Genomic DNA, 13927 nt, shown 5'->3' with positions numbered 1-13927 from the left:
CGGGTCAGGTAGTTGCACTGCTGAGTGCATCTCTTTGTCCGCAGGGCGATCTCTGCGCCCTGCGTTATCAACCCCTAGCTATACCTTGGGGAAAATCCACAGATGTTCGGCGGGCAGAGACAGCGTACACATCTCTTGGCCACGGACTTCTGTACCATAGGCGCGAACCACAAAATCTTCCGCCACAGTACGGAACAAATACTCCCAACGATCACCCAGGTACATGCTGGTCAGCAGGGGTAACGCGATCTGATTGCCTTGCGGATCTTCCCCCAAGCGAACGCGCTCAACGCGGATCACCGCCGTTGCTTCCTGCCCGGTGGTTAACCCAGCCCCGGCCTTGCCCCACAGCACCCAGTCTTTACCTTCGATCCGCGCGTTGCCTTCACGGATCTCCGTCACCTTGCCAAACAGACGGTTGTTGCTGCCCATAAATTCGGCGGTGAACAGCGTGGCTGGCGAGCCATACATTTCCTGTGGCGTGCCCTGCTGTTCAATCTTGCCGTTATTGAGCAGCAAGATGCGGTCGGAAATCGCCATCGCTTCGTTCTGGTCGTGGGTTACCATCAGCGCAGAAAGGCCCAGTTTGATGATCAGCTCACGCAGGAACACCCGTGCTTCCTCGCGCAGCTTGGCGTCCAGGTTAGATAGCGGTTCATCCAGCAAGATCACCGGCGGGTTATAGACCAGCGCACGGCCAATCGCCACGCGCTGCTGCTGACCACCGGAGAGCTGATGGGGATGACGCTTACCCAACTGCCCCAGACCGAGCTGTTCGAGTACCGCTTGTACACGCTGAGTAACTTCCGCCGCAGGCGTTTTGCGTAATTTCAGCGGATAGGCCACGTTATCAAACACGGTTTTGTGGGGCCATAACGCATAGGATTGAAACACCAGGCCCAGATTACGTTCTTCCGCCGGGATCTCGCTGCGCGCCGTGCCGTCATAGACGGTATTGTTGCCAATGACGATTTTCCCCTGGGTGGGTTTTTCCAACCCGGCTACCGCGCGCAGCAAGGTGGTTTTACCACTGCCCGACGGCCCGAGTAGTGAAACCACCTCCCCCCGTTTGAGCTGCATGGAAACGCCCTTCAATACCGGGTTATCGCCGTAGGTCAGGTGCAGGTTATCTACCGAAAGCTCAATCATGTATTTTCACTCCAAATCGCAGGGCAATCCCTAGTCCTAACACGACCAGAAGGATGTTAATAAAAGAGAGCGCGGCGACAATATCAATCGCCCCCGCCGCCCACAGGGAAACCAACATGGAACCTATGGTTTCCGTACCCGGTGACAGCAGATAGACCCCGGTGGAATATTCCCGTTCGAAGATCAGGAACATCAGCAGCCAGGAGCCAATCAGGCCATAGCGGGAGAGCGGGATCGTCACATGGCGCGTGATCTGGCCACGAGAGGCACCGGTACTACGTGCGGCTTCTTCCAATTCTGGCGCAACCTGCAACAGCGTTGACGAGATTAGCCGTAAGCCATAAGCCATCCACACCACGGTATAAGCCAGCCAGACGCTGAAGATGGTGCTGCGCAGGGAGCGTAGCCACACCACCAGGTTTTCGCGTAGCCATTCGGCGATCGGCAGCGCGGAGAGCCATCCGGCTTTTAGCGACTTATCCAGCCACATCGGCAGGAACAAGAACACCCACAGGAATGCCAAACCTGCCAGCAAGCCAGGCACCGCGCGCGGTACCAGCACGCTGTAATCCAGAAAACGGGTCACGCCGTCAGGTTTACGGTGCATCGCAATGCCGATAAACAGATAACACACCACCGCCAGCGCACCACCGAATACCCCGATCGCCATCGAGTTGACAATCGCCCGCAGCAGGTTGGGTTGCTGCCAAATGGTGCGGAAGGTGTTGATCGACAGCTCATCCCAAATGGAAACCCCGACGCCCCAGTTGGAGATAAAGGCACGCAGCACCACGCCCACCAGCGGAACACCGATGGTAACGGTAAGCCACAAGACCACCACGCCACCGGCGACCCAGCGCCATTTACCCAAGGGCAACGCACGGGCCTGTGAGGCTTTTCCCTTGACCGTGACAAAGCGGTTGGCGGTACGCATCAGACGCCGTTGCAGCATCACCAGCGGAATGGTAATGCAGATCAACACCACCGCCACCGCCGCCATCAGATGGTAAGACGGCGTGCCCAGCTTGTTGGTCAGTTGATACAGGTAAGTCGCCAGCACCAGGTTGCCTTCCGGATCGCCCAGCACCAGCATCAGCCCAAACACTTCCAGCCCCAGGAAGAACAGCAACACGCTGGCATACAGGATCGACGGGCGTACCATAGGCAAGCTGACGGCGGTCATCACCTGTAGCGGAGAAGCCCCTGCGGTGCGGGCTGCCTCTTCGACATCCGAGCCGACGCTGCGCAGCGCCGATGAAATATAGAGATAAGCGTGGGGAACGTGCGTCAGCCCGGCGATCACCACGATGCTGCCCATCGCATAGATATTCCAGGGCACAAAACCCAGCAAGGATTCCGCCCACAGCGAGAAGAAACCGACCGGCCCGGCGGCCACCACGTAGCCAAAGCCCAACACCATCGGCGAGACGAAGATCGGCACCAGGATCAGCGGTTCAATAAAGCGGCGGCCCGGCAGATCGGTTCTTACCATCAAGAACGCCAGCACACCGCCTAACGGAATGGAGATGACCACCAGACCAAATGCCAGAATAAACCCACTTTTCAGCGCTTTGTAGAAATCCGGGTCGGTAAAGATAAAGCGGAATGCCTCAAGGCTGAACACCTTGGAAGGCGAGAAAAACGGTGCGGAAAGGAAGCTTTGGATCACGATAAACGACAGTGGTACATAGATAACCAGCGCGGTTATCAGCACCACCAAGCCGCGCGGCAGACTCTGCCACTTGTTGCGCAATGCTTTCATAGACTGTCCCGATGGTGATATCCCCTGCATCCTGAGATGCACCGGGGTAGAGTTCCCTGTTCATGCTGAAGGAGAACGCAGGAGAGTGTAGCTCTGTGCATTTCCCCTCACCCTAACCCTCTCCCACAGGGAGAGGGGACTGAATGTGCCACAACTCAATCACGGCACCCGCCCCAAGCATTAATCCTGTTACAGATTAACTTCTCTCCCACATGGAGAGGGGACTGAATGTGCCACCTTTTCACTTCTGAGACTGAACATGACACCGAACGGGTTTCCTCTCCTTTTTGAGGAGAAGGACTAGATTTGCCCGTGCCACAGATTGGCTTCTGAACCCACCTACAACACCGTACCAGCTCCCTCTCCCTGTGGGAGAGGGTTGGGGTGAGGGGGCCTCCCGTCATCACTTCGCGGCGGCGGTACGCCACTGTTTGATGTAGTCCAGGCGTTTGGCAGGTTCCAGATATTCCAGCAGGCTTTCGTCCACCGGGATCGGTTTCAACGCCTTGCCCAACATCTGCGTCATGCCATCGATGTCGTTCTTGCCTTCGATATCGTTGCGGATGGAGGGGATATCCGCCTTGTTGGCCAGGATGTTCTGCCCTTGCTCAGACAGCACGTAGTTCACCCACAGTTTGGCCGCGTTGCTGTTGGCCGCTTCCTGGCTGATAAAGGTCACGCGTGACAACACCAGCGTGTAGTCTTTGGGATACGAGATACCGAGTGAAGGATCGGTTTTGGCTCGCGCCTCGGCATAGGACCCCAGGATATTAAAGCCAATCAGGTTTTCGCCTGACGAGACCCTTTCCATCATGGTGCCGGTGGAAGACTGCACGGCCAAACCGCCCTTGGCGATATCGGCCAAGGTAGCGAAGTAGTTTGGATCGGCCTTGAAGTCTTGCACCGAGAGCATGAAGCCCAGGCCCGACTTCTCAATGTCATAGGTAGTGACTTTCTTTTTGAATTTATCCGGCTGGCTGGCAATCAGCTTAGCCAGCGCAGCATGGGAGTCTGGCACCTCACCCTGCGGGATCAGGCGCTTGTTGTAGATAAACACCACCGGCTCATAAGTCGTGCCATAGGCCTTATCTTTCCACACGGCCCATTTAGGCAGTTGCCCCAGCTCTGGCGAGGCATATTCCAGCGCATAGTCGGTGGCCAGCTTCAGCGCGGTATCCATGGAAGAACTCCACACCACGTCACCACTGGTGCCCCCAGCCGCCTGCTCGCTGATATAGCGGTTATACAGCTCGGTGCTGTTCATATCGTTGTATTCGACTTTGATGCCAGGATACAGCGCTTCAAATCCCTGGATCAGTGGCCCCGCGGCTTTGGTATCCGTGGTGGAATAAACCACCACCTTGCCTTCTTTTTTCGCCGCATCGACAATCTTTTGATAATCGGCCGGGTAGCCTGCCGGGAACTGGGCGAAAGCCGGAGCAGAGATCAAGACGGCCGCTGTCGCCATGGATACGCCAATCTTCAAAAACATATCATTAACTCCTGGTTACATTTGTAAAACCAAAAATTAACATATCGCCAATGACAGGGGTTAAGCAACGCCGTTAATTCGCTATGTTGCTGTTTTGTGATGGTGGGCAATTTTTCGACAGCTTCAGCCATGATTATCCAATCATTAAGGATTTCTTAATGTTGCCTGGGCTGTGGACGGAGAGAGGTGGTTGGCGGGGAGTCAAAAAATAAGGGGCGAATATTCGCCCCTCGTACAGTTAAAGCTCAGTCGTTATTTCAACAGCGCGTTAGCCTTGGCTACCACATTGTCGACGGTGAAGCCGAACTCTTTGAACAACAGCTCTGCCGGAGCAGACTCACCGAAGGTGGTCATGCCCACGATAGCGCCGTTCAGGCCAACATACTTGTACCAGTAATCCGCGATACCCGCTTCCACCGCTACGCGAGCAGAAACTGCCGCTGGCAGCACAGATTCACGGTAGGCCGCGTCCTGCTTGTCGAAGGCGTCAGTAGACGGCATGGATACTACGCGCACTTTACGCCCTTCGGCGGTCAGCTTGTCGGCAGCTTCAACGGTGATGCCCACTTCAGAACCGGTCGCAATCAGGATCACGTCCGGCGTACCTGCGCAGCCTTTCAGCACATAGCCACCGCGATAAACGTTCGCCAACTGCTCGGCGGTACGTGGCTGCTGAGTCAGGTTCTGACGGGAGAACACCAGCGTGGTCGGGCCATCATTGCGCTCGATGCCGTACTGCCAGGCAACAGCCGACTCAACCTGGTCACAAGGGCGCCAGGTGCTCATGTTCGGGGTCACACGCAGGCTGGCCAACTGCTCAACCGGCTGGTGCGTCGGGCCATCTTCACCCAGACCGATAGAGTCGTGGGTGTAGACGAACACGTTGCGGATTTTCATCAGCGCAGCCATACGCACCGCGTTACGGGCATATTCCACGAACATCAGGAAGGTTGCAGAGTACGGCAGGAAACCACCGTGCAGCGCGATACCGTTGGTGATGGCGGTCATGCCGAATTCGCGCACGCCGTAATGGATGTAGTTACCTGCCAGATCGTCACCCAGAGACTTGGAGCCGGACCACATGGTCAGGTTGCTTGGTGCCAGGTCCGCAGAACCGCCGAGGAATTCAGGCAGCAGTTTGCCGAAGGCTTCCAGTGAGTTCTGTGATGCCTTACGGCTGGCGATGTTGGCTGGGTTAGCCTGCAACTGCTCAACGAATTTCTTCGCTTCCGCTTTCCAGTTGGCTGGCAGTTCACCGCTGGTGCGGCGTTTGAACTCTGCGGCCAGTTCCGGGAAGGCTTTGGTATAAGCGGCCAGTTTCTCGTTCCAGGCGGCTTCTTTAGCCTTACCAGCTTCTTTGGCATCCCACTGGGCATAAATGTCCTGCGGGATTTCGAAGGCGGCGTATTTCCAGCCCAGAGCTTCACGGGTAGCCGCAACTTCGGCTGCGCCCAGTGGAGCACCGTGGGAATCATGGGTGCCTGCTTTGTGTGGTGAACCGAAGCCAATCACGGTTTTGCACATCAGCAGGGAAGGTTTGTCAGTGACCTTATGGGCTTCTTCGATCGCGGCTTTGATAGAGTCGCTGTTGTGGCCGTCAACGCCACGCACCACGTGCCAGCCATAGGCTTCGAAACGCTTGGCGGTATCGTCGGTGAACCAGCCTTCTACGTGGCCGTCGATGGAGATACCGTTGTCATCATAGAACGCAGTCAGTTTGCCCAGCTTCATGGTACCAGCCAGGGAACAAACTTCGTGAGAGATGCCTTCCATCATGCAACCATCGCCCATAAAGGCATAGGTGTGGTGGTCAACAATGTCGTGGCCCGGGCGGTTGAACTGAGCGGCCAGCGTACGTTCGGCAATGGCGAAACCGATCGCGTTGGCGATCCCCTGGCCCAGCGGACCGGTGGTGGTTTCTACGCCTGGGGTATAACCATATTCTGGGTGACCCGGAGTTTTGGAATGCAGCTGGCGGAAGTTTTCCAGCTCGCTCATCGGCAGATCGTAACCGGTGAGGTGCAACAGGCTATAAATCAGCATTGAGCCATGGCCGTTAGACAGCACGAAGCGGTCACGGTCAGCCCAGTGCGGGTTGGTAGGGTTGTGGTTCAGGTAGTCACGCCACAGGACTTCGGCGATATCAGCCATGCCCATAGGGGCGCCCGGGTGGCCGGAATTTGCTTTTTGAACGGCGTCCATACTGAGTGCGCGGATGGCGTTGGCAAGCTCTTTACGAGAGGACATGTTTTACTCCAGGTCGGATTAAAAAAGCGATCAAGATTTCTATTTTCTCAGACTCGGCATTGAAACAGCAATCCCTAATACCGAATGAGAGCGAGTTCATCACTAATGCGCACGTTCGGGACACATTTCGGAATATAGCTATTTCGGCCAAGCCTGCCGTACACTAGGCTATGCGCAGAATAATGGCAGCAGATCCCCCCTTAACTATCACAGGACGATAGAACGATGAAAATCCGTACTTCTTTGATTGCACTGAGCATTACTGCTTTATTGAGCGGCTGTCAAAACCTTAATACCGATACCCTACTACAATCCGGCGCCCAGGCCTACCAGGCGGCGACGCTGAGCGATAGCGACGTCAAGGCACTCAGTGATAAATCCTGTGCAGAGATGGATAGCAAGGAGCAAATCGCGCCAGCAAGCAGCGACTATACCAAGCGCCTGAACAAGATTGCCGCCGCGTTGGGGGATAACATCAACGGTACCCCTGCAAACTACAAGGTTTACGTGACCAAAGACGTCAATGCCTGGGCGATGGCCAACGGCTGTATCCGCGTCTACAGCGGCCTGATGGACATGATGGATGATAACGAAGTCGAAGGCGTGCTGGGCCATGAAATGGGCCACGTTGCGCTGGGCCACACTCGTAAAGCCATGCAGGTCGCTTATGGGACAGTGGCATTACGTACCGCAGCATCTTCAGCTGGCGGCGTAGCAGCCTCACTGTCTCAGTCGCAGTTGGCCGATCTGGGCGAAAAACTGGTCAATGCCCAGTTCTCACAAAAACAGGAAAGTGAAGCGGATGATTACTCGTTCGATCTGCTGAAGAAACGCGGCATCAATCCAGAAGGTCTGGCTACCAGTTTCGATAAACTGGCGAAATTAGACGGTGGTCATGAAAGCAGCATGTTTGACAGCCACCCAACTTCCGAAGCCCGTGCCAAGCACATTCGCGATCGCATCGCCGCCGGTAAGTAACGCTATGTTCCCTCTCTTGGGAGTACGTCTCTAGAGAGGGAACCGAGTAAGCAATCAGTACAGCTTCTGCGGTGGGCCAGCGAAGGTCAACGGCCCAACGCTTTTCATATCAACCTCTACCACCGATGGCCCAGGGTAATTAATCGCCTCCGCCAGCACGCCGCCAAACTGCGCAGCATCGCTTACTTTCCAGGCTTTCAGCCCCATCGCCTCTGCTACCTGGCAGAACGCCGGAGTATGCAGTTCGTTATAATACTGGCGTCCAGAGAAATACTTGTCCTGAATGCCACGCATCACGCCATAGCCGCCGTCGTTCATGATCAGCAAGGTGATATTGGCCTGTTCCTGCGCCATGGTTGCCAGTTCCCCCAGGCCCAGCGCCAAACCGCCGTCCCCAACCAGGCCAACCACCTTACGCTGCGGGTTGGCAATTGCCGTGCCGATCGCCATCGGTAACCCCATGCCGATCGCCCCGGCCAGCGAGTGAATATTGCATAAAGGCGAGATGGCCCGGAACAGGCGGCTACCCCACACGCTGCCAGAAACGGTGATATCACGCACCAGCAGACCATCCTGCGGCAACGCGGCGGCGATGGCATCGTTCAGTTTGGCGTATTCACCAGACTGCTGGCGCAGTGCCGTTTCGGCCAACTCAACCGCACGGCCAATCTCCGCATCCCACTCGGCATTCACCTTCTCGCCGGGTGCCAGGCGTGCAGCCAGCGCACTCAGTAAGGCGGAACAGTCGCCATAAACCTGCTCATCCGCCAGATAATTGCGGTTGGCTGCTGCCGGATCGATATCAATCTGTACCAACGGGCGCGGCAGTGGGAGTGACCAGGTACGAGTTTCGTTACTACGCAGGCGGGAACCGGCCACCAGCGTCAAATCACACTGCGTCAGGATCGCCTCAACGCTTGGTGAGTTGTGGAAGGCCCGCAGGCTGCGCGGATGGCTATCCGGTAAAATCCCACGCCCATGGGTGCTGGAGATCACTACCACACCGGCATCCGCCAACTGTTTCACCGCCTCACGACAGGCCAGCGCACCACCACCAACCCACAGCAACGGACGTTTGGCACGCTTCACCTGTTGGTAAAGACGTTCAACCGCAGCTTCATCCGCAGCAGACAGAGCTGGAGGCAGTACCACCTTCCCTACCAGGCTGGCGGGGACCAGGCTGTTCTGAATATCGATCGGGATCTCTACCGCTACCGGGCCACAAGGCACTGTCTGCGCATCCAGAATGGCGCGTTGGATCACCGCGACCGCCTGCTCCGGCGAGTTCACCCGGTAAGCCTGCTTCGAACAGGCGCGCAGGAAGCCCAGTTGATCCTTGGTTTCATGGATAAACCCGGCATCGGCGTCCAGATAGGCTTTCTCTACCTGGCCGGTGATATGCAACAGCGGCGTATTGGCATTCAGCGCTTCAATCATCGCACCGACGGCGTTACCCGCTCCGGCACCGGTACTTGTCAGCGCCACACCCAAGCCAGAAAAGCGCCCGTGGGCATCGGCCATGGTTACAGCACCTGCCTCACCGCGCGCCGGTACAAAACGGATCGCACCACGCTGCCCAACGGCATCGGCAATCGGCAGATTATGGATCGAGATGATGCCGTACATTGCCGCCACCTCGTACTGTTCCAACGTTCGGGCTATCGCCTCACCAACCGTAATTTTTTCGCTCATCATCTGCCTTCTTATTGTCTTCAATCTTTACCCGTCGTCTTTCAAGCTGTAGCGTTGTTATCTGCACTCGCTCACCCCAGTCACTTACTAAAAGTAAGCTCCTGGGGATGAACGAGCTGGTCGCCTAGCTACAACTTGAAATCCATAGGGTAAACAGGGAGTTCTAACCGCGAGTTAATTACTCCAACAGTTAGGTTGGTTGTTAAGGGAGAGATACAAACTCTTTTGCTGCATATAGGCCTGGATGCCATGCAGGCCCTTTTCGCGTCCCAGGCCGCTTTGTTTAAAGCCGCCAAACGGTGTGGAAATCGAGAATGTCTTGTAGGTATTGATCCAGACGGTGCCGGTTTCCAGCTGTTCCGCCAGCGCCATCGAGCGGGCAAAATCACGGCTCCAGATCCCGGCAGCCAGGCCATAGATCGAGTCGTTGGCCTGTTCGATCAGCTGCTGTTCATCATCAAACGGCATCACCACCAGCACCGGACCAAAGATCTCTTCCTGGCAGGTGCGGGCACTGTTACTCAGCCCTTCAATAATGGTCGGCAGGTAATAGCTACCCTGGGACAACTGTGGATCGGCAGGAGCTTCACCGCCAATGAGCACCCGGCCCCCTTCCTGCTGGGCCAAGGCCACGTAGTCCGCCACGCTCTGGCGATGCTTGTCGCTGATCAGCGGGCCGAGGTGGACACCGGCTTGCAGCGGGTTACCAATACGCAGTCCGGCGGTCAGCTCGCATAAACGGGCCAACAGCGGCTGATACAGCGAGCGGTGCACAAACAGCCGTGAACCAGCGATACATGCCTGCCCGGCCGAGCTGAAAATGCCATAACAAATACCACGTGCCGCCTGTTCCAGATCCGCATCTTCCAGCACGATGGTGGGCGACTTGCCCCCCAACTCTAACGATGTAGGGATCAGTTTTTCTGCGGCAATATGCGCCAAATGACGGCCAGTGGAGGTCCCGCCGGTGAAGGAGATCTTTTTCACCAACGGATGGCGAGCCAAGGCTTCACCAATCACCGAGCCCTTGCCCGGCAATACGCTGAGCAAGCCAGCAGGCAAGCCTGCCTGTTCAAACAGTTCGGCCAGTTTCAGCGCCATTAACGGCGTAGCCTCTGCCGGTTTCAGTACCACCGCATTCCCTGCCGCCAGCGCCGGAGCCACCTTCTGCATTTCACTGGCAATCGGTGAGTTCCACGGCGTGATCGCCGCTATCACGCCCAACGGCTGATACTGGCTTAGCGTCATCGCATCACGGTTACGCTGGGTGGGAAGCTCTCCCTCCAACACCTCGCAAGCGGCAGCAAAATAGCGAGCCGTGGCCGCCGCACTCATGACCAGACCACGGGTTTCCGCCAGCGGTTTGCCATTGTCACGGGTTTGCAGCTGCGCCAGGGCTTCCACTTGTTCAGTAATCAAATCGCTGACGCGATGCAGGATCGCCGCGCGCTGATGCGGCACCAATCCACGCCAGCTAGGATCGCGCCAGGCTTTTTCTGCCGCCGCAACCGCCTCATTCACATCCTCGACGTTGGCCGCTCGCAGGCGAGCATTCACGCTGCCATCCGCCGGGAAAACCGAACTCATCTCTTCGCCGCGCCCTTCGCACCAGCGGCCGGCAAGAAAAATCTTTAACGTTTCCATGCTTTGCTCCTGCCATTCAGGCAATAAAACCGCCGTCCACCAAACTGCGGCAGGCTTGTACCGCACTCAGCGCCGCCAGCGTTGACGTTTTCGGGTTGCTGGCCAGCGGGGTGCCGCACAGCTCAATCTGGAACTCGCCAAACTGACCACACACCTGTAAGCGGTGAGTATTACGTTGAGTATGCGGATCTACCTGTAAGCGTACCCGCGTGGCGTCCATCCCCAAGCCATGCAGCGCAATGGTGGCCGCTACGTTGGCGTTGGCTGGGAACATGCTTGCGGCTTCCCGGGCAGAACCTTCAAAGAACACCTGCGCTTCGCTGACGGCATCCAGATTAATCAGTTTTTCCGCCGGGCTGCCGCGCCAACTGGCCGGACTTTTGCTGGACTGATAGGTCACGCTGTCCAGCCCGCCCTCCCGCGCCGAGGCCAGGCCATCCATCCCTGCCACCGCACCAGACAGCACGATCAGCCGCCCTTGGTAGCGTGTGCAGGCCTGCTGCAAACGCAGTTGCAATGCAGCATCGGCCAGGGCGCCAGTAGAGATCACCGCCAGCCGCCAACCACGTTTAACGATGCCCTCACCAAACTCGGCGACCGCCTGCTGGCTGGCACACTCCAGCACCAAATCGGGTTGCTCGGTACACTGGTCAGGGTGGGTCAGCGCCTGCACCTGTCCGGCAAACGCGGCGTCGATCTCGGCATGATGCGTTTCCCGTGCCACGATCCAACCGACTGCCACGCCCTCCGGCAGGCGCGCCAGCACCTCTTTTGCCATCGCGCCATAGCCAATCATCATGATCTTCTTCATCTTTTCAGTCCCGTCAGAGATGGCGATTGAAACCGCCGGAAACGTCCAGCGCCGCACCGGTGGTAAAGGAGGCCAGGGGGGAGGCTAAAAACAGCAGCGCCCGTGCAGGTTCCTGCGGTTTACCCAAACGCCCCATCGGGATGCCACGCCGCTCGGCAATCGCCGCCGTCCACTGTTCCCAGCTTTGTTGTTGATCCTGGCGTTCGGCAAAGCGCCGCCGCCATTGGCCCGACTCCACCATGCCCAGCAGGATGGAATTGACGCGAACCCCTTTGCTCACCAGCTCTTTCGATAAGGTCAGCGTCATGTTGAGCAACGCGGCACGGGCTGCCGAGGTGGCAATCATGTGCTCTTCCGGCTGTAGAGCCAACAGTGAGTTAACGCAGGTAATGGAGGCGATATCCGAGCGCTCCAACGCCGGTAAAAAGGCCTGCACCGGGTTGATCACCCCGAACAGTTTCAGCTCTGCCTCATGCAACCAGGCTTCACGCGGTGTCTGATCGAAATGCGCCACAAACCCCTGCCCGGCGTTGTTGATCAACATATCCACTGCGCCAAAATGCGTGCTGACCTGCTCGGCAAACTTGGCAACCTGCTCGGCGTCGAGCACGTCGCAGCGTAACGCCAGGATCTCCGCCTGCGGGAACTCTTTACGCAGGCTGGCCTCGGCGCTGGCCAGTTTGTCCTGATTGCGGCCACAGAAAGCGACTTTCGCCCCTTCGGCCAGCAGCAGACGCAGCGTTTCAAAACCGATCCCCGAGGATCCTCCGGTGACCACCGCCACTCGCCGTTCAATCTGAAAATTCATGGTTGGATTGCCCCCGTAAAGTCCTGCAAATAGCGGTTAAACAGCGCTGGCGCATCGAGATAGCTGGCATGCCCCGCCGCATCAATCAGACGCATTGTCGCATCATGCTGTTGCGCCAACGTTGCGGCCCCCTGCGGTGGCGTGATGCGATCGACACTGCCACACCACACCTGTAGCGGGCCGCGATAGCGCAACAGGTAGCAGTTGATATCGTCATTGGCCAGCATCCAGGCGGCGCTGAGAAAACCGGCCGGATCAAGTTGCTGCATGCCGCTGCGTACCCAGGCAATATCCTGTGGATCCGCATATTCACGTAACAGTGCCGCCGCACGCTGTTCGCCGTAGCCCTGCGGGCCAAGCGTTTCGATCATCTGTTTGCGTTGGCCGTATACCTGCTGGCGTTTTTCCAACGGTGCGGTGGCATAGCCCTGAGCCGGATCGGCCAGTACCAGTCCACTCAACCCATCCGGGTTGGCAGCGGCAAAGGCACTGCCGATCAACGCACCGAGCGAATGCCCTACGATCAGCGGCTGTTGTAACTGCAACTCGGCGATCAACGCCGCCAGCGCGTTGGCATAAGCGGCAGCATCTGGCTGTGCCTGTGCCAGCGCTGCGCTTCCGCCATAACCCGGAGCATCCCAGGCAATCAGGCGGTGGCCGTCGGTCAGGGCGCGATCGCTGAACTGCTTCACCCACGAAGCAGAACCGGAACTGATGCCATGCAGCAGCACTACTGCCCGGCCATGCCCGGCTTCGCGCCAACTCAGCCGCTGGCCTCCACAATCCGCCTGCTGGCGTTCCGGTAAGCCGTTCATCAGTTACGCTTCACTTTCGACAACGGATGATCGGCCGGGTAAGTCGGGGTTTCCGGCTTGGCAGTACCGAGCATCACGCACATCAGCGCTTCCTCTTCACCGTGATTGAACAGACCGCGATAAACCCCCGCCGGGACAGAAATCAGATCGCGCTCTTTCAGGATGGTTTCGTAATACTCTTCACCGTCCTGGATCATCAGCGTGATTTTGCCTTTGAGCATAAAGAACACTTCTTCAACGTCGTCATGCAGGTGCAATGGCCCCTCACATTTAGACGGCAGCACCATGGTGGAGAAGGTAAAGTTCCCCGCCGGAATGGTGTTGGTGTCGCTGACTACGCCGGTGGCACCAGTGCCGATATAGCGCATCTGCGCACGGCGGTACTTCGGATCGTAATCGGCCTGGAACTTCAGCGCGTTCCAGTCATATTTACGGCCTTCAAAACGGGCGATACGCGATTCCACCCAGTTTTCCATCGTCAGATCCTGCGGCTTGATGCCGGCTTTATTCTCAACCTGGGACATGTTGT

11 protein-coding genes are annotated in these 13927 nt (G+C 57.4%); 1 reads left to right on the top strand and 10 read right to left on the bottom strand.

Annotated features, from left to right (window positions below; genetic code table 11):
* Nucleotides 1–78: 78 nt before the first annotated feature.
* From ACX9GU_RS04740 to tkt, 4 genes are all read right to left on the bottom strand, one after another.
* Entirely contained in the window at nucleotides 79–1149 is a 1071-nt protein-coding gene (locus ACX9GU_RS04740) for an ABC transporter ATP-binding protein (protein WP_024485669.1), read from the bottom strand.
* Nucleotides 1142–2911 carry an ABC transporter permease gene (locus ACX9GU_RS04735; RefSeq protein ID WP_473193999.1) on the bottom strand — a complete coding sequence of 590 codons (1770 nt, stop codon included), beginning with the start codon at nucleotides 2909–2911 and terminating at the stop codon, nucleotides 1142–1144. Before ACX9GU_RS04735 ends, ACX9GU_RS04740 begins: the two co-directional genes overlap by 8 nt.
* A 403-nt stretch (nucleotides 2912–3314) precedes the next feature.
* Entirely contained in the window at nucleotides 3315–4379 is a 1065-nt protein-coding gene (locus ACX9GU_RS04730) for an ABC transporter substrate-binding protein (protein WP_473195112.1), read from the bottom strand.
* A 276-nt stretch (nucleotides 4380–4655) separates the two neighbouring features.
* Nucleotides 4656–6650 carry a transketolase gene (tkt, locus tag ACX9GU_RS04725; protein WP_473193998.1) on the bottom strand — a complete coding sequence of 665 codons (1995 nt, stop codon included), beginning with the start codon at nucleotides 6648–6650 and terminating at the stop codon, nucleotides 4656–4658.
* A 225-nt stretch (nucleotides 6651–6875) separates the two neighbouring features.
* On the opposite strand from tkt, the gene loiP reads away from it, so the two are divergent.
* Nucleotides 6876–7628: a metalloprotease LoiP gene (loiP, locus tag ACX9GU_RS04720; protein WP_021179773.1), complete on the top strand. Its 753-nt coding sequence runs from the start codon at nucleotides 6876–6878 to the stop codon at nucleotides 7626–7628.
* 54 nt (nucleotides 7629–7682) lie between these two features.
* Here loiP and ACX9GU_RS04715 read toward each other — a convergent pair whose 3' ends face one another.
* The 6 genes from ACX9GU_RS04715 to ACX9GU_RS04690 all read right to left on the bottom strand — a co-directional run bounded on the left by ACX9GU_RS04715 (nucleotide 7683) and on the right by ACX9GU_RS04690 (nucleotide 13922).
* Nucleotides 7683–9320 carry a thiamine pyrophosphate-binding protein gene (locus ACX9GU_RS04715; protein ID WP_473195111.1) on the bottom strand — a complete coding sequence of 546 codons (1638 nt, stop codon included), beginning with the start codon at nucleotides 9318–9320 and terminating at the stop codon, nucleotides 7683–7685.
* 174 nt (nucleotides 9321–9494) lie between these two features.
* Nucleotides 9495–10964: an aldehyde dehydrogenase gene (locus tag ACX9GU_RS04710; protein WP_473193997.1), complete on the bottom strand. Its 1470-nt coding sequence runs from the start codon at nucleotides 10962–10964 to the stop codon at nucleotides 9495–9497.
* A gap of 16 nt (nucleotides 10965–10980) precedes the next feature.
* Nucleotides 10981–11775, bottom strand: coding sequence for an aspartate dehydrogenase (locus ACX9GU_RS04705; protein WP_473193996.1), 795 nt, complete (start codon nucleotides 11773–11775; stop codon nucleotides 10981–10983).
* Nucleotides 11776–11788: 13 nt separating this feature from the next.
* Nucleotides 11789–12583 (bottom strand): SDR family oxidoreductase, encoded by a 795-nt coding sequence (locus ACX9GU_RS04700; RefSeq protein WP_473193995.1) that lies wholly within the window; start codon nucleotides 12581–12583, stop codon nucleotides 11789–11791.
* A complete protein-coding gene (locus ACX9GU_RS04695) occupies nucleotides 12580–13398 on the bottom strand; it encodes an alpha/beta fold hydrolase (protein ID WP_473193994.1) in 819 nt (272 codons plus the stop codon). Before ACX9GU_RS04695 ends, ACX9GU_RS04700 begins: the two co-directional genes overlap by 4 nt.
* Nucleotides 13398–13922 carry a cupin domain-containing protein gene (locus ACX9GU_RS04690; protein ID WP_021806228.1) on the bottom strand — a complete coding sequence of 175 codons (525 nt, stop codon included), beginning with the start codon at nucleotides 13920–13922 and terminating at the stop codon, nucleotides 13398–13400. Before ACX9GU_RS04690 ends, ACX9GU_RS04695 begins: the two co-directional genes overlap by 1 nt.
* Nucleotides 13923–13927: the final 5 nt, after the last annotated feature.

It is taken from the genome of Serratia sp. K1WW1 (assembly GCF_055790865.1).
This window is presented reverse-complemented; position numbering and strand designations above follow the sequence as displayed.

Coding starts and splice junctions, on each gene's coding strand:
- ACX9GU_RS04740 (WP_024485669.1), bottom strand. CDS start 1,149: ATGATTGAGCTTTCGGTAGATAACCTGCACCTGACCTACGGCGATAAC.
- ACX9GU_RS04735 (WP_473193999.1), bottom strand. CDS start 2,911: ATGAAAGCATTGCGCAACAAGTGGCAGAGTCTGCCGCGCGGCTTGGTG.
- ACX9GU_RS04730 (WP_473195112.1), bottom strand. CDS start 4,379: ATGGCGACAGCGGCCGTCTTGATCTCTGCTCCGGCTTTCGCCCAGTTC.
- tkt (WP_473193998.1), bottom strand. CDS start 6,650: ATGTCCTCTCGTAAAGAGCTTGCCAACGCCATCCGCGCACTCAGTATG.
- loiP (WP_021179773.1), top strand. CDS start 6,876: ATGAAAATCCGTACTTCTTTGATTGCACTGAGCATTACTGCTTTATTG.
- ACX9GU_RS04715 (WP_473195111.1), bottom strand. CDS start 9,320: ATGAGCGAAAAAATTACGGTTGGTGAGGCGATAGCCCGAACGTTGGAA.
- ACX9GU_RS04710 (WP_473193997.1), bottom strand. CDS start 10,964: ATGGAAACGTTAAAGATTTTTCTTGCCGGCCGCTGGTGCGAAGGGCGC.
- ACX9GU_RS04705 (WP_473193996.1), bottom strand. CDS start 11,775: ATGAAGAAGATCATGATGATTGGCTATGGCGCGATGGCAAAAGAGGTG.
- ACX9GU_RS04700 (WP_473193995.1), bottom strand. CDS start 12,583: ATGAATTTTCAGATTGAACGGCGAGTGGCGGTGGTCACCGGAGGATCC.
- ACX9GU_RS04695 (WP_473193994.1), bottom strand. CDS start 13,398: ATGAACGGCTTACCGGAACGCCAGCAGGCGGATTGTGGAGGCCAGCGG.
- ACX9GU_RS04690 (WP_021806228.1), bottom strand. CDS start 13,922: ATGTCCCAGGTTGAGAATAAAGCCGGCATCAAGCCGCAGGATCTGACG.